This window comes from Paraferrimonas sp. SM1919, from assembly GCF_010993985.1.
Classification (GTDB): domain Bacteria; phylum Pseudomonadota; class Gammaproteobacteria; order Enterobacterales; family Shewanellaceae; genus SM1919.
In genome coordinates this window covers 101,297-122,589 of the sequence record NZ_WINH01000004.1, presented here as the reverse complement: position 1 = coordinate 122,589, position 21,293 = coordinate 101,297, and the positions used below count along the sequence as shown (strand labels likewise).

The 21,293-nt window shown below is 42.3% G+C and carries 17 protein-coding genes and 2 tRNA genes; 4 read left to right on the top strand and 15 right to left on the bottom strand.

The features are described 5' to 3' along the window. Positions 1-13: 13 nt before the first annotated feature. Genes GFB48_RS03725 through GFB48_RS03715 form a run of 3 tightly spaced genes read right to left on the bottom strand, consistent with a single transcriptional unit; the run spans position 14 to position 3,916 of the window. Positions 14-916: a hypothetical protein gene (locus tag GFB48_RS03725; RefSeq protein ID WP_163931301.1), complete on the bottom strand. Its 903-nt coding sequence runs from the start codon at positions 914-916 to the stop codon at positions 14-16. Further along, the gene (locus GFB48_RS03720) at positions 916-2,895 is read right to left on the bottom strand and encodes a caspase family protein (RefSeq protein WP_163931298.1); all 1,980 of its coding nucleotides are present in this window, start codon (positions 2,893-2,895) and stop codon (positions 916-918) included. The genes GFB48_RS03725 and GFB48_RS03720 overlap by 1 nt, the downstream gene beginning before the upstream one ends. Continuing rightward, the gene (locus GFB48_RS03715; RefSeq protein WP_163931295.1) at positions 2,888-3,916 is read right to left on the bottom strand and encodes an LPP20 family lipoprotein; all 1,029 of its coding nucleotides are present in this window, start codon (positions 3,914-3,916) and stop codon (positions 2,888-2,890) included. The genes GFB48_RS03720 and GFB48_RS03715 overlap by 8 nt, the downstream gene beginning before the upstream one ends. 422 nt (positions 3,917-4,338) lie before the next feature. Between GFB48_RS03715 and ftsZ the strand changes: the two genes are divergently transcribed. Then, positions 4,339-5,562 (top strand): cell division protein FtsZ, encoded by a 1,224-nt coding sequence (gene ftsZ, locus GFB48_RS03710; RefSeq protein ID WP_163931292.1) that lies wholly within the window; start codon positions 4,339-4,341, stop codon positions 5,560-5,562. A 984-nt stretch (positions 5,563-6,546) separates the two neighbouring features. Here the strand turns inward: ftsZ and GFB48_RS03705 are convergent. The 4 genes from GFB48_RS03705 to GFB48_RS03690 all read right to left on the bottom strand — a co-directional run bounded on the left by GFB48_RS03705 (position 6,547) and on the right by GFB48_RS03690 (position 8,023). After that, positions 6,547-6,623, bottom strand: a tRNA-Met gene (locus tag GFB48_RS03705). A 38-nt stretch (positions 6,624-6,661) separates the two neighbouring features. Next, positions 6,662-6,738, bottom strand: a tRNA-Val gene (locus tag GFB48_RS03700). Between the two features lie 178 nt (positions 6,739-6,916). After that, complete coding sequence (locus tag GFB48_RS03695; RefSeq protein WP_163931288.1) at positions 6,917-7,495, bottom strand: Hsp20/alpha crystallin family protein; 579 nt, start codon at positions 7,493-7,495, stop codon at positions 6,917-6,919. Positions 7,496-7,576: 81 nt separating this feature from the next. Further along, the gene (locus GFB48_RS03690) at positions 7,577-8,023 is read right to left on the bottom strand and encodes an Hsp20 family protein (protein WP_163931285.1); all 447 of its coding nucleotides are present in this window, start codon (positions 8,021-8,023) and stop codon (positions 7,577-7,579) included. Between the two features lie 300 nt (positions 8,024-8,323). Here GFB48_RS03690 and GFB48_RS03685 point away from each other — a divergent pair, with 300 nt between their 5' ends. After that, complete coding sequence (locus GFB48_RS03685; RefSeq protein ID WP_163931282.1) at positions 8,324-8,740, top strand: hypothetical protein; 417 nt, start codon at positions 8,324-8,326, stop codon at positions 8,738-8,740. A 38-nt stretch (positions 8,741-8,778) separates the two neighbouring features. On the opposite strand, the gene GFB48_RS03680 is transcribed toward GFB48_RS03685, so the two are convergent. The 8 genes from GFB48_RS03680 to GFB48_RS03645 form a co-directional block, all read right to left on the bottom strand. After that, positions 8,779-9,591 (bottom strand): heparin lyase I family protein, encoded by an 813-nt coding sequence (locus GFB48_RS03680; protein ID WP_163931280.1) that lies wholly within the window; start codon positions 9,589-9,591, stop codon positions 8,779-8,781. Between the two features lie 171 nt (positions 9,592-9,762). After that, positions 9,763-10,599 (bottom strand): hypothetical protein, encoded by an 837-nt coding sequence (locus GFB48_RS03675; RefSeq protein WP_163931277.1) that lies wholly within the window; start codon positions 10,597-10,599, stop codon positions 9,763-9,765. A 69-nt stretch (positions 10,600-10,668) separates the two neighbouring features. Then, positions 10,669-11,115, bottom strand: a complete 447-nt coding sequence (locus GFB48_RS03670) for a DUF2306 domain-containing protein (RefSeq protein WP_163931274.1) — start codon at positions 11,113-11,115, stop codon at positions 10,669-10,671. Between the two features lies 1 nt (position 11,116). After that, complete coding sequence (locus GFB48_RS03665) at positions 11,117-12,607, bottom strand: DUF2235 domain-containing protein (RefSeq protein ID WP_163931271.1); 1,491 nt, start codon at positions 12,605-12,607, stop codon at positions 11,117-11,119. A 158-nt stretch (positions 12,608-12,765) separates the two neighbouring features. Then, positions 12,766-16,311: a glycosyl hydrolase gene (locus GFB48_RS03660; RefSeq protein ID WP_163931268.1), complete on the bottom strand. Its 3,546-nt coding sequence runs from the start codon at positions 16,309-16,311 to the stop codon at positions 12,766-12,768. Between the two features lie 288 nt (positions 16,312-16,599). Next, a complete protein-coding gene (locus tag GFB48_RS03655) occupies positions 16,600-17,598 on the bottom strand; it encodes a cytochrome d ubiquinol oxidase subunit II (protein WP_163931265.1) in 999 nt (332 codons plus the stop codon). Further along, a complete protein-coding gene (locus GFB48_RS03650; protein WP_163931264.1) occupies positions 17,591-18,916 on the bottom strand; it encodes a cytochrome ubiquinol oxidase subunit I in 1,326 nt (441 codons plus the stop codon). Before GFB48_RS03650 ends, GFB48_RS03655 begins: the two co-directional genes overlap by 8 nt. A 3-nt stretch (positions 18,917-18,919) precedes the next feature. Next, positions 18,920-19,444, bottom strand: a complete 525-nt coding sequence (locus GFB48_RS03645) for a GbsR/MarR family transcriptional regulator (RefSeq protein ID WP_163931261.1) — start codon at positions 19,442-19,444, stop codon at positions 18,920-18,922. A 225-nt stretch (positions 19,445-19,669) separates the two neighbouring features. Between GFB48_RS03645 and GFB48_RS03640 the strand changes: the two genes are divergently transcribed. Together GFB48_RS03640 and GFB48_RS03635 are read left to right on the top strand one after the other, a co-directional pair. Further along, a complete protein-coding gene (locus GFB48_RS03640) occupies positions 19,670-19,897 on the top strand; it encodes a hypothetical protein (protein ID WP_205597673.1) in 228 nt (75 codons plus the stop codon). A 278-nt stretch (positions 19,898-20,175) separates the two neighbouring features. Further along, positions 20,176-21,288 carry a DJ-1/PfpI family protein gene (locus GFB48_RS03635; protein WP_163931258.1) on the top strand — a complete coding sequence of 371 codons (1,113 nt, stop codon included), beginning with the start codon at positions 20,176-20,178 and terminating at the stop codon, positions 21,286-21,288. The last annotated feature ends 5 nt before the right edge of the window (positions 21,289-21,293 follow it).

Here is a 21,293-nt window from a genome sequence, read left to right as displayed (position 1 = left end):
ATATTTGTTGTTTCTAATTATAATTTGTTGTTTGAGATAATTTATAACCTTGGGTGTTGCCGCCAAAGTTCCAGCCAATTTGCACACCAATGGTTTGGTTTACGGGGTTAATCACCACTCTTGACATAATTCCCCCATCTTTAGGGGTAAAACCTAAGCTGATATAGCCCCCAATTTCTGATGCACTGCCTGTTAAACTGTAATTCTGTTCTGGCGTTATAACAGTAAAACCACTAATACTGGTTTGCGTTTGTTGTACACCGGCACTTAACCAGTAACTCCAATTATCTGATAACCAGTTATACCCCATACCAGCGTCAACATTAAGGTGGGATAGTGCCCCACCAGCATTATTAAAAGAAGCGGCCGCTTCTATATGCCAGCTGCTACCTTGAAAACGATAACTGCTGAATAAAGTACCACCAGCATAGAAACCAGATTCAAATGGACTGTCAGCCAAATTTACCATTTCTGGATGCTTGGACTGACCAATGTTTTCCATATCCAGCAAGTACTTAACATTAGGTACCTGAACACTATCTCCTAACAAAGCGCCACCACCCAATAATGCCAATGTCCATTGACCTTGCTGTGGTTGCCTGAACAAAGGAGCTTGGTAATTACGGACTATCTTTTGGCCCTTAGATATTGTGAAGTTATCTCGCACAATTTGATAGCTATCACTTGGCTGATTGTAATCAAGCTCTGCAACATACAGTGATGTGGTATAACTGCCTGGGTTGAGTTTGTATAAACCTGGTTTAATATATTGAACCTGCCCAGTCTTGGTATCGACAATTTTTAAATACGTGTCTGAACGCATGAGACTGTCGTTATCAGCCAGCCTAAAATTAAATTCAGATGCTTGCGAAGCTCCGCTAAAAGCAAGCATCATTGGTACAACTACTTGCTTCATTACAGTTCACCTAATTCTTCAGTGTTACCTACTACACTTGGGGTCTGCTTATAAATATCCCCCAAGGTTTTGGATTTCTGCCTAACTCTTGGTTTTACAAAGTCAATTAATGAACTTGTTGACGTTTTACCTGAAAGTAGCCCCTTAATTAAAAAGTAACTAAAGAGTCTATGACCTTTTTCTGGGTAGTAGTTAGCAAACTCGGTATCTGTGCCTGCTTGAAACACGATGGATTTACCTACTGGGGTCTGTAATGGCATACGTCTTACCAGTGCCGCTGCGATGCCTTTGTTAAAAATAAATTGATTATCGGCACGACCACTAAAGCAACTGTCTAAAAAAGAGACTACTTCAATGGATGGGTTTTGCGACAGCGAGGTTAAAATATTATCCACTTTCATTTGCGAAAGGTGATGGATATTACCCGGCTCTCCCTCGTAAGGGAGAATAAACGAGCTTCCCCCATCTTTTTGGTTAGGGATCCCATGGCCTGCAAAGTAAAAATAGATACGGCTATTATCAGGGGCATCTTCTAAAATCGATTGAATACGGGCTTGAATTGAATATGCCGTCGCCTGCTTACCGGTTAGCAGATGAATATTTTCTTTAGGTACTCCTAACACTTTCTGAATGGTAAGGTTAAACATTTTGGCAGAATTTTCGGCATACATTACCTCTTGTACCTTTTGGTATTCATCAATACCAACAATCACCGCAAAATGATTTTCCTTGGTTTGTGCTTTAGGTGCTTTCGCTAATAGTGATGGCAAATCATCAGAAAACTGCTCAACTGGGGTAGCCTGAAGCTCTCTAATTTCCTGTTGCAGCTGTCGGTCATTAGTAGCCTTTCCTTTCAGCTCTTTCCTAAGCTTATTTACCTCATCAGCTAATGCAGTTTGAATCAAAGTAATTTTCAAAGCTTGTGATTGCGCTTCTGTTAAGGCTTTATGTTCTTCACTAATCGATGCTAGATTTGGTAGGGTGACCGAATCTAAGGCTTTTGAAGATGATGCTGTTGTTAATTCTACAGGCCATACTTGTTTTGTTCTTTCATCTAGAAGCGCAATCGATTGGAAGCTTAGGCTACCATTTTTAATTTTTTTAATAAAAATGGGTTTTGCTTGGCTGAGTTGCTGCTTAATAGCTTTTGAATTGTTTTTTGCCTCTTGTATATCGATAGGTACCATCGCGTGTTCGAGTTCTATTTTGCCATTAAGGTTGTGGGTTAATGTAAGCTTATATTGCTCTAGGTCTGCATCGTAGCTACCTACACGAATACTCCCAGCTTTTAACTTGTTGTTGAGCTCTGACTCAATAAGGTAGTTTTGTTTAAAATTAGCAAAAGCAAACCTTTGCTTTTTAGTTTCAAGGTTATTTTTTTTACCATCAATTAACTGCCGCTCATAGAATTGCTGTGCTTTTGCATAGCTGCCAGCCTCAATCAGTACCCTTTGTTTGAAATCAGAAGTCTTTTCAAACTCTCCACGCACCAGGGTTGGTTGAATTGGTTCAATAAAACTTTGAAAGGTTTCCCCTTGAATATATTGGTCTAATTGCAGCTTTACCGCTTTTAAAGCCAATTTTTCACTGTAGTATCGCTTAGTGTCCCTTTCTACGCCTTTAAACAAAATGTAAGGCGCCGACCAGTCAGTAATAATGCCAGCCTGTTGCAGCAAATAGGCTGTTTGTAAATGTTCAAAAAGTGCAACTTGCTCACTAGAAAAATCTTCACCATCTAGCTGCTCTAGATATGCTGTGAAGGTCGCTATATCTTGATCGTAAAGCGCACTATAAGCGATATGTAATTGATGATCTAATGAATCATTAAGTTGGGCATCATTCATAAGCAGTGTTTTGGCACTAAACCAATCGTGTTTTGATAAAGCTGACTGCGCATCAATGGGTAACTTAGCTAATGCGACATGGGAAGTAAGCCCAAGGCTAACAACTAGCCCTAATTTCCTTATTAATTTATTCATGGGTAATTTCTAATGTTTGAATACTGTACTGAACGTCTTGTTGTGCCATTAAGGCTAAAAGGGTATCTAACTGATAAGCACGCGGGCTGCTTTGATCTTTCCAATTTGGGTAACGGTGCGTATCAAGTTTGTAAGGCGAATATAAAGCGACAAAGGTTTCAATGTCAGTGGGTTGACCATTTAAGACAGTGCTTTGAAGAGCTAAATCACCTTTAGGGAAACTAATAAGCTGCTGTGCTGGTTGATGCTCTATCAAATTAAATACGCGGTTATCTGAATAGACATTAAATAGGTAAATATAACCACCAGTGTAGTTAGTCCTAACATCTAGCTTGTAAAAGTCTTGAGTAGTCAATCGCTTACTATGCTTGGGCTGAGTAATAACATTAAAACCCAGCTTAAATTCGTCAGAGCTGTGATGGTTCACATTAAATAAACGCTCAACATCTCTCTTACTCAATTGGTAGTGTTTTGACCCGACCGTTAACGATAATTGCTGCTTATTTTGGAATAAGTTGACCGAAAGGCACTTCTCATAGGCAGTGCCTTCCTGAAGTGGTAAATTTATCAGCTGAAGTGGTAAACGCGACGACTTTAAACATTGCGCATAACTGGCTACTTTCTGAGCTACCGTTCTACGATCATAGGCCAGTAAGATAAAATACTGACCGCCGGCACTTAATTCCTGTTTAACAACTACATTTTCTAAAACAGCTTTTGAAGTGGTTTTTATTTGGTCATTGTAAGAACTGTTACGACTAATTTTGTCACTTTCAGTCTGAATATTATTTGCTGAGAAGCTTTTAGAGTTTACCGTAACTTTTATTTGCTTGGCGATATCTTCAAGTGCTTGTTCATATGCACTTTCTCGATCTCCAGTTACACTGATGCCTTTGCCCAGAATAACAAAATCAGATGATGATTCATTCATCCAAGCTGGTACTTGAACGGATGAACAGGAGGTAAGGCTAAGTAGTACCGCAATCAGCCCAATAATAAAATACGGCTTAAATAAATCCATTTACTAACTTAATTTATGGTTATTTTTATAATAAGCCTGAATATATACTTAACAATTTAGCACTTCAATGCCCCCTGTATTACCTCTCATGGTTATTGTTATTATAAGGTATTGATTAATATTATTATTCCAATTTGTACCTCCCTTACCATTCGAACAAAATTCATACTCCCTACTCGTATTTCCAGTAACTGATTTTGATTACTTTACAAAAAACAATCACTTCTTTTTAATCAAAGCAAGCTGATATCACCAACTCCATAAAATAACATTCATTAAAAGAAGCTGTACCTACATTACTAATTAAACTAATCACTCTTGTGTCTGCTTCCTCTAAAAATAACTGCAATATCAAACCATTGCGACATAGATTGTCGCAGTTGGAGTGTAGGCTGGAAATAACACATTTAGGAGGTGAGCCAATGCCAACATTTGATATTATTTCTCAGCAGAATAAGCAACTTAACATTACCGTATTAGGTGTAGGTGGCTGTGGTTGTAATACCATTAACCAGCTACAGAATACGATACAAAATGACAATGTTAAGCTGGTAGCAGTGAATACTGATTCACAATCCTTGGTCGCTGCTAAATGCGAAACTCGCCTACAGCTTGGACCTGAAACGACTCGTGGATTGGGTGCGGGAGCAAACCCTGAAGTGGGTTTAGCTGCCGCTGCAGAATCTGAAGACATTATTCGTGAAAGCATTGAATTTGCCGACGTTGTCTTTTTGACCGGTGGCATGGGTGGTGGTACGGGTACCGGAGCAATTCCTTATATTAACTCCCTAGCATCTGAATTAAACAAACCCGTAATAGTGGTGGTGACGACGCCTTTTAGTTTTGAAGGTGATCAACGCTGTCAGCAAGCCGAAAATGGTGTTGATAAATTATTAGATCTCAATAATGCCGTGATAGTTTTGCCCAACGACAAGTTGGTAGAAACGCTAGATAAAAAAATCACCATGAAAAATGCCTTTATTGAAAGCAACCGTATTTTACAGGATGTACTGCAAGGATTAGTCACTACGATTTGCCAATCTGGTATGGTAAACGTTGATTTGAATGACTTTATCACTGTGATCAGCCATAAAGGTCGAGCTGCAATGGGCGTCGCCAGACAATACGAATCACACGATATTGAGCACACGATTAAAAAGGCGCTAAACAACCCATTATTGGCAGAGGTGGATTTATCTCAGGCACAGGGGGCGATTATTAGCGTGCTGGTCAGCGATGATATCGAGTTAGATCAGTATCAACAAATTTGCACCAGTGTTTCAGGGCAATTAAGCCCTAAAGCGGTCGTCATCATTGGTCTCACAGAAGTCGAAAATTTAGATTGCGAACTTGAGTTAATGATAATTGCCACCGGCATGCAAAACCAAACGGCTACTGCTACTGAGCAACTTTATAACCCATCTTGCCATTCAGTTTCTGAAACAAAACTGGCTGAAGATGACATCCCTAAATTTTTAGATGAACGCTGGAAAGGGATTGTTCCTGTTGATTTGAAAGACTTTATAGCGAGGACGAATCAATCACCCCAAGCGCCTACCAGTCAGCAAAGCCAGAAAACAGACTACGAAGTACCTACTGCAGTACGTAAAAAACAACAACAGGAAGTCTTGGTAAAAAAAGACTAAAGAAGGGATGCTGACACCGCTTTATTCAAGCTAAGTGTCAGCAAATCATCACTGATGGCTTGCGAGAGTCACAGTGCAGAGGAGTTAATAATGACTCTGTTTCTAGTATTATTTTCTAGCTGCAAATACATGCAGTGCAAACCCGTTACTCAACCTATCAACCATGATGTGCTTCATCCCTTGTAGATCCTTCTTGCCTAAGCAACATGTGTATTGTACCTAAACTAAAAGAGTTTAAAATTACACAAGTAAGGTACAAAAAACATTCAAAATAATATTGTGAAAGGTAAATTTTAATTAATTGAATTTGATATACCGCTAGAGGGTTAAAGGCAGGATGACTTTAATATTAAATCCAGCTTAATGCTGGTTCTAGTCTCGCAATGATAATTTGATTGTGGAGGCCGGATTAGTTTTTAAAAAGCTGAGCAATAACCTTCGCCAGGAGTGTTAGCGACCAATGGTAAAAGGCTGAGCACGACGAACTACCAAGCTGTTCCACCCTAACTTATTAGCCTTAATTTCAGAAATTTACTTTATTTTTGATACATCAGAAATGTCTGGAGCATTTCGCAACTGCTTTCGCAGACCCGAAGGGTTAAAGGCAGGATGCCTTTAATATTAAATCCAGCTTAATGCTGGCTTTTAACCTCATAAAAACGAAGTGGTTGCGGGAGCCGGATTTGAACAGTCACCTTCGCTGGCTTTTATAAAGTGCTGAGCACGACGAGCTGCCAAGCTGCTCCACCCTAACTTATTAGCCTTAATTTCAGAAATTTACTTTATTTCAGGTTAAAAACCAGCTTAACGCTGGCTTTTAACCTCATAAAGAGGAAGTGGTTGCGGGGCCGGATTTGAACAGTCACCTTCGCTGGCTTTTATGAAGTGCTGAGCCCGACGAGCTACCAATCTGTTCCACCCGCGTCCGAATTTTAAACACAAAAAAACCAGCTTAATGCTGGTTCTTGTCTCACAAGGAGAATTTGGTTGCGGGGGCCGGATTTGAACCGACGACCTTCGGGTTATGAGCCCGACGAGCTACCAAGCTGCTCCACCCCGCGTCCGAATTGTGTGATTTTTTACTTCAATCATAAGAAGTTGGTACGACCGAGTGGATTCGAACCACCGACCCCCACCATGTCAAGGTGGTGCTCTAACCAACTGAGCTACGGTCGTACTGTGTGTCTGTGTAGACAACGAGGGCTATAGTACTGGCGTTTTCATTTTTTGCCAAGCACTAATTTACACTTAACCGTTCAAGTGATTACTTAGTAAGCACAACGATTAAAGTAACAACAAGATGATCAAAATAAAGTAAAACGCCCTTAAAAATTAAGGGCGCCAAAGCTAATGATTAGTTAATGGTGATTTTCTTGCTGTCGGTATTAGGCAATGCCTTACGGCCAATGCTGATGGTTAATATGCCACTTTCTAAGGATGCTTTAATATTCTGCTGATCAGCATCTTCAGGTAATGACAAAGTACGTTGAAAGGTTCCATAACTGCGTTCAACCCGATAAAAATGCTTATCTTTATGTTGTTGCTTCTCTTGCTTGCAGCCTTTCACTGTTAGCGTATTGCCGTCCAGTTCGATATCAATATCTTTTTTATCCATGCCTGGCACATCAATCGTGACTTGATATGATTTGTCATCACCACTTACATCTAAGTTGGCTTTAAAGTCACCCAACAAAGAATTATCGAACCATCTGTTGCCAAGCATTGATGGTCCGGTGGTTAAAGTTGGTGAATGATTAGTGTGCCACAGCTCATCAAATAACTTATCCATTTGCCGGTGTAGTTGCCATAAAGTGCTCACTTGGCTTTGACTAACGTTTGCAGGATTCTGGTTAGTGCTTTTAGTAACGGGTATTTGATGACTATCTTGCTCATGCTTAAACCAATTCCAAGGTTTTAACTTCTCAAAATCCATAGTGTTCTCCAGAGTTCTATGTCATTCGTGACGTTTAACTTAGTTTATAAAGGGGCAAGGCCCCTTTATAACTGGCTAAATTCATTTCTCATGATTGAGCAAATTTTTATTTTGATTAATTTGAATGATTTTGGGCTTTAACGCCTCTGGCACTTCTTTGACTAACTTGATAGTAAGCAAGCCATCGGACAAATCAGCCCCTGTAACTTCGATATGATCTGCTAGGTTAAATTTACGCTCAAAACCGTAGTGGTTGATCCCTCGATGCAAGTAGTTTTCGTCATCTGCATCTAGTTTACTGCCTTTCACAAACAACACACCGTTGCTTACTTCGATGCTGAGTTGTTCTTCTTTAAAACCAGCAACGGCTAAGGTGATCTGATAACGATCATCCGTTAGGGCTTGAATATTATATTGAGGTAACTTTTCGCCATAACTGTCTTCAGTCATGTTGCCATCAAACAATGAGGCGAAACGGTCGAAGCTACTACGGCTACGATAGAAAGGAGAAAAAGTAATTGCATTCATGGTATATCCTCCGTTAGAAGCAATATAAAACAAAAACAATTGGTGGTAACAACTGGCATTGTAAATTGCTGCCCTCCACAAAATTGATATGTGGTCTTTGTTTAATATTTCAACTGCTCTAACAAAAAAATTACTCCCTGTTGGTTCTTAAGCCTAATCCAACTTGGACATTTTTCACATAAAAGATTTTGACATAACTCAAATTAACGGCTGTTTAAGCTAGATTTTGTTTCGATGTCACCTATTTTATGCTACTGGCTCTCAAGAATGGCTTCGCTGTACTTACCAAAAGGATAAACAATGGAAATCAATGAAAGTGTCATCAATGCCTTCAACATGTACCAAGCCCAGTACAGCCAAGTCGATAAAATTTGGAATTACTTTGGCATCGTCAGCCTCGCTGTGGCGGGATTCACCATAGGCAGTGAGCAAGCCACGAAAACCATAAAAGAGCCAATATTTATTTTGCTTGGCTATATCGTGTTCTGTATAGGTAATTACCGCGCATTAACCACTGGGCATGAGTTTTTGTATCAACTGGCCTGCCATTACAACCAGCTGGCTAAACCTTTTAAATTAGACAAACTCGACATAGCAGCAACCGCTGACATAAAGCAATTTTATATTGGTGTGGTATGTACCTTTTGCGTTGCCATTGTTGCTGTGGCCTATGGCCGTTTAACACTTTCTCAGGCAAATCATACTGCTGCAAAGTAAATCCCGGCCCCAGACACCATAAAAGCCAATATGGAAACTTAGCGCATGGCCGTGGCTTCAATAAAGCTGTCGGCAATGCGGATGTCATCAAGATAAATTTCTTTGCTGACCGTGACTTTAGGGCCAGCATAAGTTCCGACTTTAAAATACCCTTTTACTGGCTTTTTAGGCGCCTTAGGGTTAGCTAGGGTAGTGATATTGAGCTGCTCAAACTGTTTTTGCCATTTATCGCTGCCCTGCTCACGAACAAACACTCGATAAAAGCCATCAGCTTTATTTGACCATTTACTTTCCACCACAATATCAAACCAACGACCAACTGGCAGCTCTGCAAGCAAAGTGTGTTTATTTCGAATACGCTGTTGTTGTGGGTGGTAATGGCGCACATCTAGAGTGAGTGATTTACCATCGGTATTAACTGCGATGCATTTTGCCGTTCCTTTTCCTAGGGGTAAACCGGTATGTTTTAGCTGAAAAATAGTGCCATTTTTTCTCGATTCCAAGGTAGAATTGGGATCAATAAAATAACTGGCGCGGTAAAACTTATGACTGCCGTCAGTGTATTTGTGGAGGCGATCATAACCATGTTCCATGCGGCCTGAATCAGCTTCTCGCCAAAAACGGGCGGCCAGTTTCCCCTGGCGAACAAATTTGTCAGTGATCTCAATACCACTGACTGAATCTTCAGAGCCTGCTTTACTAAAGACGATGTTGTCAAAGCCCGAATGCCATTGACCGTTTTCAAAATCGATGCTTACCACTTCTGCCCAAGTAGGCACAGAGCACAGCAGACATGCCGCAATCAGCCCTTTTGTCTTAATCATAAAATCATTACCACCCAAGAACGCCATTAATTAACCCTATATCGTTGATAAAATTATCAAACTACCCGACTTATCTAAGGGGTAAGTTATGCTTTAATGGCCACTAATTCAAAGTAATAAAGCGAAAATATCAACATTTGGAATATTGACATTCTTAGGCACGAAAAAAAGCCCCTGTAATTCACAAGGGCTTATCCCTTAGCTTGAGGTATTGGCTTGCGGCCTTGGTAGGGTCATATTCACAAACACTAAATGCTTCACAAACCAGAAAAAACCTAGAGGGAGCAATATAGTGTTTAATACAAATAGTGCCATTAGGGTGATGATGTTGGTAATGGCGTGCTCTACTCCGGTTTTAAACAATTTTACCTTGTCTATGAGGCCGCTGGTCATGGCGTTGGTGGCGTTTTTTACGCTTTGCCATAAACTGCCTTCGTCTTCGGTACTGGTGTCGGTCGTCACACTAATACCCGCGGTAATGCCATCGGCTTGAAGAGTTAAGGCATCCACTGCGTGGGCATTATTATTGATTTGTTCGTCTAGGGCGTAGTGATTGATGGCTGAGGTAAGCAATAATGCTAGCGCTAGGCCAAAGCGCAGTAAGAAAACAATTTTAAACTGCGTCCAAGCTGCGTTTATATATGCACTGAGTTTAGTTATCCATAGACAGGCTAATAACGCAACGCTTGATATCACCAACAAGGCATTCCCTACATCTGATGAGAATAATAATGCCAATATGCGCTGCAGGGTCAGGGATGCAAACGCCAGTGCCATAATATCGGCAAAGTTATTAATAATATCAACAATGGGGTTGAGTAACTGGCCGATTTGAATACTGGCCACGCCGATGCTGCCCTCTAAGCTTTGTACTGTGGTGAGTGCCGCATCTAACAAGCGGGCAGCAGCAAAGCTAACACCCGCATTCACTAAAGATTTATCAATTTGCGCCACTGCGAAGGCATCTACCGTGCCTATTAATGCCATTATTAGCGCAGCAATGATACCTAGGGTGATCAGTATTTTTTTAGTCATGTTATTTATCATCTTTTACAAGCGTTAACCCTATAAAGCGTCCATTTGCTGTTAGGAAGTAATGTAAGATTATGGCCATTTATGGTTTTGCTGTTTTATCCAAACGCCCCCAATGGCAAAGGTAAGCAATGATACTGCTACTATTGACGGCCAATAAGCCATGCCAGGTAACCTGAATATGCTTTCGGATAAAGCCCCTGCCACTAACCCTACATATGACCAAGCCATAAATCGCCAGTGCATCGCCAACCAATGTTTGGGCTTGCGCCTAAGGGCGGGAACTGCCCCAGCAATTAATGTTAATAATGATAATACCGCTGCAATATGAAATGGCCCAAACTGACCATCTCGTTGATATAAACTGAGAGCAGATACATTTAACGCTAACATGGCAAACCAATAACCATAGCCAAGGTTTTTATGCCATCGAGTGCCTTTTTTAATGGTTAATAGCCACAGTCCAATGATGAGTGCGAATAAGGCACTGAAGAAGTGGCCACTGTTGATAACTGTCATACTAGTCCAATTCGGTGATGATCATACTGACTTCACCACTGTTATTGCCGTACATCCCCCAAGCATCATTTGCAAAACAATATAAGTAACCGCTGGTTTGTGGGCTATAGTCGCTACTGTCACCAATATGAAATAATTCAGGTCGAACAAATGAGCCGTCTTTATCAGGATTTTCAGCCTTGGGGATTGCTCCCATTAGGCAAAACCAGTCTTGATCTTCCACCCTTTTGGTAAATGGAAAATCTGATACCTGATACTTTTTATTGTCCCGATGAAACCAGCGGTTAAACAGCTTTTCAGCTTTACCAAATAGGCTGCCGACGGCCTGAATTGCTTCAGCAAATTGGAAGTTTCCATCATCACATCCCCCTGGTCCGCAACAGATGTTGCGATCAAACCATGTTCCAGTGGCTAAAAAGCGATAACGTTTGCCCTTTTGTAAATAAACGCCAGTCCAGTTCCAACGAATATCAGCCATCACTTCAACGCTGGCTTGATTATTTTTGAAATGATTCAATGGACGATAAAAACCTTGGTTTATCGGTGGATTAGCTAAACGGATTTTGGCAGTTTGATCGACTTCAGGCGCATCCATACGGGGAATGGCTCTTGGGTTTGAACGTAAAACCTTCATCACCCCTTTATAAGAATTATGCAGTCGTCCAAGTGGATTAGGTTGGATTTGTTCCAGCATGTGTTCACTAAACAATAACCCATGACTTTGGGCCTCTTGAATGATCCAGTCTAGGGTGCAGTCAGACAAACCGTTTTCTTTATAGCCACCACCAATATCACTGTGAACGCCAGCAAACCAGCGTTGTTTTACTCTTGGGTCTGCTTGCCAAAGTGTCGGGGTGAAGCTACCGCGTTTTTCATCAATGGCTACCGCATGGCAGGCATGCTTTACCGTATCACCGAGTTTAGTGTCGTGGAATTGGTACTTTTCTGGGTTATCGAATAGGTTAAAAAACTCTTTATCGTTTGGTATGCCTAAAGCGCCAACGGTATCAAACACTCCAATAAATTCAATATGTTGTGAATCGGGATGATAGCTAAAATTAAGATAGTCTAATTCTGTTGTGGTTTTACGCTGGCGATAGCCATCATTGTATAGCACCTGAACATCATTAATTTGCGACTGGCTTTGGCTTAAGTCCAGCAAACCATAACGACCTATCATGCCCCCTAATGAGCGAGCAGTATAGGCCCCACGACTAAAACCAAATAAAAACAGTTTATCCCCTGACTGGTAATGTCGGCATAACCATAGATAACATTCGCAAATATCGGTTGAAATGCCCGAACCTACCGCACCACCGACGATTTTGTCCCATAATTTCCCAGTGCCTACCCCGGCTTGGTAATGGGCTTTTTGTTGGGTTTTATTAACGGCATAAAAAATTCTAAGTACATTGGTAGGAGCGGGTACACCATCATCTTGGTTGCTTTCGTTGTTCCATGTCCCATCACAGCAAACGATTATATTCGCCATGTTTTCCTCCTGAAAGGTGAGTATTAATTGACTATTTAATCATAACTTAAATTGTAATTAACGGTATAAAACAAACCAACAAAGCGGCAATAAAGCACCTAAAAAGAAAAGCCCACTTACCAGTGGGCAATTCCATCAGTGTTTACATTGAGGCAGGGTTAATCGTTTGCCACACTAAAACCTGGTTGGGCAGTGACGGTTTTACCATTGCTGTATTTAACGGTAATTGGGCTGTCGCCATAGTTATAAACCACATAGCTTAGCGTACCATCTTTATCGAAGGCTAAAGCGGTTGGATAATCTGCCGTTAAATTGCCCATACCGGTGGCGACTTGGCCTAACGCATTGAAGGTGTGGATCCAATGATAGGTATGCGCCTTGGTTTCGCCTGCCTCTGGGATGTAATTAGGCATGCTGTTGTAGTCATTAATGGCGGCTTGTGGATCTACCATGGCCCACAGGTTCCACCAAATGTCTCGCCATTGGTCAGGAATTAACCCTGATGGTTTGTTATTGCTCGATTCCGCTAAACCTAGCGCCACATAGTCTTGCATATAGTCTTTATATAAACCGGTATGCAATGATAATGGGTTACTTGGTAAGCCCTGGATCCCTAAAATATGCGCATATGCAGGGCTAAACCAGGTAGAGAACACTGCACCATCGCCCCAAATAATTGAGGTGGTGATTTTGTCATAACCTGCAGGGAAGTTGTCGTGCTCGGACCCTTTTTGGCTATAACCGTCAATGTTGTTCCAGTATTGCCAGTACGCCGCCGTCGTTGATGCATGTAAATACATGCCACGCTCGGTAAGCTCGGTGTTATTGGTGATTAAGCCGTATAACACTACTGCGCCATAAGCATTGGCTGCTTCCGAGGTCGATTCATTGTTGTTACCACGGGCAAAGTTCATCTTGCCTGATGCCCATGAGAAACCATTTGCAGGGTCAAAGTTGCGCAGGTATGGGAACATGTCATCATCCCTGCCACCGGCGTAGTCACGAATTAACAGCTCAATCATTGGGCCGTATTGTTCTGCTGAACACCAGTCAACATCAACGCGACAAATTTCAGCGGCAGCGCGGACAAAGTAACCGTAATGGAAGTGGTGATCGTTCAGCTGCTGGTGCGACATAAACGACTCTTCAATGGCTAATAAGGTGTTCCATACATCGTCATATACGAAGTATTTAAGCTCATTGAGGCTGTCGTTATTTTCTGCGGTAAACCAGTCGGCCAGTTCTGCCTTTAGCCAATTTCTAAGGGTTTGCCCTTGAGTGGTTAAACCAATGCTGTCACTAATGGCAATCAGTTCAGACACCTTCGAGTAGTTTTTACCTGACCAGTACGCATCGGTATGGGTGTTCCAACTGGCCTCACCTTTGGCGATAAAGTCGTTGATATGATCGGTTAGTACCTGTATATCAAGGCTGTTATCTATGCTTGGTAAGCTTGGCAATACCCCTACAAATGGCATGCTGTAATCAAAGCGACTAAAAGGTGCAAACTTAACAACACCCCTGGCACTGCGTACCGAATATTGGCTGGTTAAATTTTGGTTTAGTTGTTTCCACTGCAGTGGCATTAAACCTGCCATAGTGGTTACCGCTTGATCGGCGCTATCTAAGTAGTCATGGCTAACGGTAACCATGTTAGTTGCCCTGTCTACACTGTAATTAATGTTTACCTTAGCGATAATGTTACGGGCATATTGCTCGAACTGCTGGCTCATAGCCGCAGCAGGGTTAGCCGTTGTTTGCGGTAAATAAGCAACGGTGAGTTGGTTAGTGGCATTAGTGACGGTAATTTGGTTTGAGCTTGCGCCATCAAAGGTGGTTGCGCCCTCACCCACTAATAAATAGTTATTGTGGTTGCCCGCTACGCTGGTCCATACCCCTAGGCTGTTGTCACTGTTATAAAAAGTGCCTTTTTCGCCGCCATCTTCACGCAGGGTTTTAATGATGATTTGACCATCAAGGGCGGTAAAAAATGCATAGGGTGACCCATAAACAAAGGTGGCTTCCATTACTGCTGTGCCAGAGGCTTGCCATTGCACGGTTACCGTACCGTCTGAGTAATCTTTCAATACCGCGTTCATATTGGCATGTTTACTGTTAGCGACTGCGATACCGTCAAACACTTCACTAAATGGATCTGGAATAGCGTAACCAAAGCCGCCGGTCGATGAAGATAGGCCTGAAGGAATAGACAACATGCGCACGCCAGCATTAGTAATGCGGGCCATAATTGGATCAGGGGTAATGTAAGAGGCCGAATTAGCATCGCCAATGGTCATTTCACCCATGAATGGAATAGAACCCCACCATTTGTGAGTTGGTGTTGGCTTATCATCAGCGTCTGCGGTTAAGTGTGGAAATAGCTTGGTTGGCTCACCAATAGGAATGCCCGTTGTAGTATTACAGTCAGCCACACCTGGCTCAACAATACCGGCGTTATAAATCCAGTTACCATAGTCATGCACACAGCGCCAGCTGTCAGGATTAATGGTGTCAGAGATGCTGCCAGCGCCATAATTGGTAATGCTGTAGTTATCAAAAGTACCGCCGTTATTTGGCGGTATTTCAAAGGCAGTATCGGTACTAAAGCGTACGTTATCTAACAAAAATACCGTATCTTTAGCTTGGCTGGCCCAAATCACAATACCGGTGTTGACTTTGGTGATGTCTAAACCGGCATTGATTAAGCTGGCGATTGGCATTTCCACCGTTTGCCAACCATCGGTGCCAAGTGAACCTAGGCTTTGATCACCCGATGTACATGGATAAAAACAATCAAGTTTGGCAGTAAAATTGCTGTCACCACTGATGTGTTTAATATCAAACTTAAGGGCGCCCTTACTAAATACGGTGAGATCTTCTCCGGCACTTGAGCCAATAAAGAAGCCTGCTAATTCCCCCGTACTACCATGGCTAATTTGCAGTACTTGACCTTTTTCGGCATCGTTTACAGTTTGCCAATCAATGCTGACACATGGGCTAGAACCTTGACTGTTGCTACAATCTGCATAACCTAAAGCTGCATCAAAAGCCAATAAGCCTCTGTCCCATTTGCTGTCTGCTTGGCCATCAACCATAACGACCAGTTCAACACCATCAACCGGTGTAGTGTCTTTGGCTAACACCTCGACTTGCCTGGTAAGACTGGCATTGTTACCTGCCGTATCGGCAACCGTGTAACTCACTTGATAATTACCAACGCTTTGGCCAACATTGCCGCTGATCACCACATCGATTGCCCCATCAACCACATCAACGGCAGTTGCACCAGGCTCTTGATAGGCTTCACCTTCAGTTATCTGCATCGGGCTTTCACCGTTTAAGGTGATCACTGGTGCAATAGTATCCGCCACGATAACGGTTCTGGTTAGGCTGGCGGTATTACCTGAGGCATCACTGGCGCTATAGGTAATGGTGTAAGTGGCGGCATTAGAGCCCACTTCACCGGTTGTGGTAACATTTACTGTACCATCAACATTATCATTCGCTGTTGCACCGGCATCTTGGTAACTGGTGCCTTGCTCATGCTGAATTTGTGCATCGCCATTTAAGGTGATCACCGGCGCAATAGCATCAATCGGCTCTGGTGTAGGATCAGGTGAATCTGAAGAGGAACCACCACAGCCTTGTAGCAGTAATAAATTGACCGCCAGCACACTGCCGACAGTATTTTTTCGAAAATCCATATCAAATTCCTAAAGTGAAATGACTTTAAACATGACCTCTGCAAATACCACCAGCAGCGCTTACATTTTATTAACACCTAAAAATGTAAGCGCTTTCACATGTAAACACAAGGTTTAATTTTAGTCACTTGATGGGTGACGAAAATAGATGACGGAAGCGAGAGCGGCTTCGCCTTCGCTTCGACAGTGCCACTTCGTGGCTCAAGGGATGAATACGGATCACAGACTCATTCGGTATTCCGTATTCTGTGCTTTGACCTCGAAACGAAGTGACCCCACATTTTATGCTCAGTAATAACTGAGTTTTTCAGCTTTACCCCAGAACACTCGGTAGCTGTATATGGTGTAGGCCAGAATGGTCGGTACTACGATCACCACTCCCCACATCAAGAAATTTAAAGATGCCGGCGCAGCTAAGGCATCAAAAATACTGAGTTGGTTTGGTACTATGTATGGGAAGAAGCTAAAGCCTAGCCCGAAAAAGCTAATGATAAAGATTAAACAAGCCAGTACAAATGGTAAGGCTTGGCCCCAGTTTGAATCTTTATTAAGTGCATTAAGTACCACAAATAACATGATAAAACAGAGCGTCGCCAATAGCGGCAGTGGCAGTAATATCAATGCGGTAGGCATCGCAAACCACTTAGCAAATACTTGTGGGTATAGGTATAAATTCAGCGCCGTTACTAAGGCAATACCGATGAAGGCAATGGCAGCTAAGTACTTGCAGTAAACGATAGCGGCTTGTTGCAATTTGCCTTCTGTTTTCATGATTAACCAGGTGCCACCAATAAAGGCATAGGCACAGCTCACACCGATGCCTGAGGCCACCGCAAACAGCTGCCCATGCAGGCCCGAATCAAAACCAATCACATATAAACCTAACATGTAGCCCTGGGTAAATGCGGCCAATAACGAACCGAATTTAAAGGCAACGTCCCAAGTTTTTTGATAGCTCACTGCCGCTTTTGCCCGAAAGTCAAAAGCCACGCCACGCAGTATTAACCCAAGTAACATAAAGGTCGCGGGTAAGTATAATTCGGTCAAAATAATTGAATGTGCCTCAGGAAATGCAATAAGTAACAGCCCAACAGCCAATACTAACCAGGTTTCATTGGCATCCCAAAATGGGCCGATAGAGGCAATCATGGTATCGGCACTTTGTTTATCATTAATTGGCAGTAATATGCCCACGCCTAAATCGTAGCCATCTAAGAGTGCGTATAAAATCACTGCCAGACCTAATAAGGCAATATAAATGAGTGCTAGGGTATGGGCATCAAACATGGCTTTCTCCTTGAGATTGTTGCTCGTTAATAGCTTTTCTCGCGAGCAGTAATATGGTGTGAATGTAAGCCACTAATAGCACCCCATAAATCACACTGTATAAGCTAAAGCTCAGCAATACATTAGAACTTGGCACCGTGGTGACCGCTTCGCTCACCTTTAAGATGCCATCGACTAAATAGGGTTGTCTGCCGACTTCTGTTACATACCAACCTGCCAATGTAGCAATCCAGCCACTGAACATCATGGCAATAAATACCTTTTCACTAAAACCGTTTAATTTGCCGTTTTTTAGCAGTTGAACACTGCCGTACCAAGCCATTAGCAGCATTAACACGCCCATGGCGACCATTATCCGAAAGCTAAAGAACACGGGTTTTACAGGGGGAATGTCTTCGCCAAATTCCGCTAAGCCCTTTAACTTGCCATCCACTTCGTGGGTTAAAATGATGCTGGCCAAGTTTGGAATGGCTATTTCAAAATGATTGGTTTGTTGCTCTTGATCGGGGATGGCAAACAATAATAGCGGTACGCCTTTTTCGGTGTGCCATAACCCCTCCATCGCCGCTATTTTTTGGGGCTGATGCTTAAGGGTATTTAAGCCATGTAAGTCACCCACAAAAATTTGCATAGGCGCTAGTATGGCCGCAGCGAATAAGGCCACTTTTAAGGTAAGTTTGGGGGTTACTTGTTTATCGCCCTTGTATAAGCGATAACAACTTAGGCCAATAATTAAAAAGCTGGCAGTTAATCCTGAGCTCAGCAATACGTGGCTTAAACGGTAAGGGAATGAAGGGTTAAATATAATGGCAGACCAATCTTTCGCATGGGCGACACCGTCAATCATTTCATGGCCTGTTGGGGTGTGCATCCAAGAATTTAAACTTAAAATCCAGAAAGCTGACATAGTGGTACCAAAGGCCACCACAAGAGTCGCAATGGTATGCACTTTGTGCCCTACCCGCTTCAAGCCAAACAGCATAATGCCTAGGAAAGTGGCCTCTAAAAAGAAGGCTGTGAGCACTTCATAACCCAGCAATGGCCCGGCAATGTTGCCCACCTTTTCCATAAAGCCTGGCCAGTTGGTGCCAAATTGAAATGACATGGTAATGCCACTGACCACCCCTAAAGCAAAGGTTAAAGCGAACACTTTTACCCAAAACCGATAGGCAGCCATCCATTTATCTTGACCGGTTTGCATAAAGCGCACTTTAAAGAAGAATAAAAACCAACCAAGGGCAATGGTGATGGTGGGAAACAAAATGTGAAAACTAATATTTAAGGCAAATTGTAGCCTTGAAAGTATTAATACATCCATGGGTTACTCCTTTAGCCACTTGTCTTTAAGGGCTAACACTTTGGTTAAACTAGGCGCAGCTTTTAATACTAACTGTAAGGATTCTGGCGACAGACTGAGCAGTTCATCAACAGCAGTGTTTAAAGACTCTAATGCGGTAAGTAATTCATTAACGACGGATAAATTCGTTTCTTTAGGGGCTTGTAAAACAGTATTTCGTAATAACGATAAGGTGGGTTCTAGTTCCCGCTTGCGGCGTTGCTCCATCACCTTGATAGCTAGGCTGGTGACATTGCCGCTGACTTGGTAATAGTCCTTTCTATCACCTGGTTTATGTACGGTATTAACCAGTTGCCATGACTGCAGCTCTTTAATGGCCATGGAGACGTTGCCACGGCTGATCATGAGTTCATCTGCCAAGGTATTGGCCGCTAATGCTTCATTAGCCAATAATAGCCTTGCCATAACTTGGCCGACTGTGCGGTTAAATCCCCAGCGGCTGCCCATTTCGCCAAAGTGGCTAATGATGTCTTGTTGATAGTTTTCCATATTGCACAACCTTTTAAAGTTTCAATATTTTCTGAAACATATAAACATTATCCTAATTGAAAACTGTTATCAACATCACACGCATGTAAATTTTTTGTAAACCCTACTTGATAGTTCACCAACAAAAGTTAATGGAAGCTGGTAAACCTTTATAATTCGCGGCTTAGTGAATTAGTGAATTAGTGAACGCCTTTTAAAATCGAATAAAGGCATATTGGAGAGCCTATGACTCAAGCTGCAGTGAAAACCGCTAAAGCGCCAAACCACCCATTTTTCTCGTTGGTGATCATGGTTGCTATTGCAGGAATTGCGACTTACTTTATTCCTGCAGGTGAGTTTGCCCGCACTGTAGTTGATGGTAAAACCGTGATTGATCCTGAAAGCTACCGTCAGCTTGAATCAAACCCAACCACCCTAATTGGCTTTTTACAGTGGTTCTACAGCGGCTTTTAGTCTGCTGGCGGCGTAATGGGTGTAGTAGTATTCGTAGGTGGTGCCTTTGGTGTATTAAAGTACATGGGCATTATGGCTTCGCCTGCGAGAACGTCACTTCGTGACTCGAGGTTACGGATTACGGATGTCTTTCAGTATTCTGTTTTCCGTAATCTGTATTCAAACTGCGCAGCAGCGTTCTCGAATGCTCAGCCCTCCAATCTTCACACTTTCTTCACATCATCACTGTTAATTTATCTCCAACCCCAAATACAAGGGATCATCAAAGGAGATATGACATGACTAATTCAAAAGGTTTACTAGTAAGTGGCGCCCTATTATCAAGCTTAATTAATGCAACCGCGATGGCTGATGAAGCACCAAAAGTACTTATGGTACTTAGTAGTTACGGCCAGATGCAGGGAGATAAGCTGGTTCAGCCAGGTTATGAGTTCGATGAAATGAGTAAGTCCTATTTGGTGCTTGATAAAGCCGGGGCGGAGATTACTTTCGCCTCTCCACTTGGTGGTAAATTAATCACCGATAAGTACGATAAAAACAAAGCATACAACCAAGCCTTTTTAGAAGATACATCTGCCGTAGCCGCCTTAGAGACTAGTTATAAGCTATCAGACATCAACCCCGCCGATTACGACGCAGTTTATGTTGTAGGTGGCAAAGGGCCTATGTTTGATTTAGCCAAGGACAGTAATCTTAAAAAAATTATTGCCAGCGTTTACCAAAACAATGGCGTAATTGGCGCGGTATGTCATGGCCCTGCCGCATTGCTTGATGTCAAACTAACAAATGGTCAGTACCTTGTGGATGGCAAGCGCATTTCCGCTTTTACCAATGAAGAAGAATCCATATTTACTAAAGCGTGGACCATGCCATTTGAATTAGAGACCCGCTTGAGTGAGCAAGGTGCCAACTTTGTTCAAGACGGTTTAATGCTCAATCAGGTAAGCATTGATGGCCGCATTATTACTGGGCAAAACCCTTTTTCTACTGCAGATTCTGCTAAAGAGATGGCCAAGCAACTTGGATTAACCCTAGCTAGTGATTTACGTTTTAAAGACGATGAAACCGTACTATTAATAGAGAAATTTATCGTGAATCCAGCAAAGGCCAGTCAAGAATTTAAAGCGAACACCAGCAATTACGAGCCAATGTTAATGGCAATGTTTGGTTTATACCAAAGTCAGCATGCGACTACTCAGCATCAACTAAACAGTGCCCTAGAATTAATGCTGCAAACACAAAGCCTAATTAATCATCCAAAACTGGATGCCGCCATCGCTAAGGCATACCTTGCGTTAAATAATAAAGACACAGCTAAAGCGGTATTAGCTGCATCTATAAAACAACATCCTGACAGCCAAGATTTAAAAACCTTGTTAGCTACTCTATAGGAGTC

Excerpts from the sequence above, each read along its gene's own strand:
- GFB48_RS03725 (WP_163931301.1), bottom strand. The coding sequence starts at position 916 with ATGAAGCAAGTAGTTGTACCAATGATGCTTGCTTTTAGCGGAGCTTCG.
- GFB48_RS03720 (WP_163931298.1), bottom strand. The coding sequence starts at position 2,895 with ATGAATAAATTAATAAGGAAATTAGGGCTAGTTGTTAGCCTTGGGCTT.
- GFB48_RS03715 (WP_163931295.1), bottom strand. The coding sequence starts at position 3,916 with ATGGATTTATTTAAGCCGTATTTTATTATTGGGCTGATTGCGGTACTA.
- ftsZ (WP_163931292.1), top strand. The coding sequence starts at position 4,339 with ATGCCAACATTTGATATTATTTCTCAGCAGAATAAGCAACTTAACATT.
- GFB48_RS03695 (WP_163931288.1), bottom strand. The coding sequence starts at position 7,495 with ATGGATTTTGAGAAGTTAAAACCTTGGAATTGGTTTAAGCATGAGCAA.
- GFB48_RS03690 (WP_163931285.1), bottom strand. The coding sequence starts at position 8,023 with ATGAATGCAATTACTTTTTCTCCTTTCTATCGTAGCCGTAGTAGCTTC.
- GFB48_RS03685 (WP_163931282.1), top strand. The coding sequence starts at position 8,324 with ATGGAAATCAATGAAAGTGTCATCAATGCCTTCAACATGTACCAAGCC.
- GFB48_RS03680 (WP_163931280.1), bottom strand. The coding sequence starts at position 9,591 with ATGGCGTTCTTGGGTGGTAATGATTTTATGATTAAGACAAAAGGGCTG.
- GFB48_RS03675 (WP_163931277.1), bottom strand. The coding sequence starts at position 10,599 with ATGACTAAAAAAATACTGATCACCCTAGGTATCATTGCTGCGCTAATA.
- GFB48_RS03670 (WP_163931274.1), bottom strand. The coding sequence starts at position 11,115 with ATGACAGTTATCAACAGTGGCCACTTCTTCAGTGCCTTATTCGCACTC.
- GFB48_RS03665 (WP_163931271.1), bottom strand. The coding sequence starts at position 12,607 with ATGGCGAATATAATCGTTTGCTGTGATGGGACATGGAACAACGAAAGC.
- GFB48_RS03660 (WP_163931268.1), bottom strand. The coding sequence starts at position 16,311 with ATGGATTTTCGAAAAAATACTGTCGGCAGTGTGCTGGCGGTCAATTTA.
- GFB48_RS03655 (WP_163931265.1), bottom strand. The coding sequence starts at position 17,598 with ATGTTTGATGCCCATACCCTAGCACTCATTTATATTGCCTTATTAGGT.
- GFB48_RS03650 (WP_163931264.1), bottom strand. The coding sequence starts at position 18,916 with ATGGATGTATTAATACTTTCAAGGCTACAATTTGCCTTAAATATTAGT.
- GFB48_RS03645 (WP_163931261.1), bottom strand. The coding sequence starts at position 19,444 with ATGGAAAACTATCAACAAGACATCATTAGCCACTTTGGCGAAATGGGC.
- GFB48_RS03640 (WP_205597673.1), top strand. The coding sequence starts at position 19,670 with ATGACTCAAGCTGCAGTGAAAACCGCTAAAGCGCCAAACCACCCATTT.
- GFB48_RS03635 (WP_163931258.1), top strand. The coding sequence starts at position 20,176 with ATGACTAATTCAAAAGGTTTACTAGTAAGTGGCGCCCTATTATCAAGC.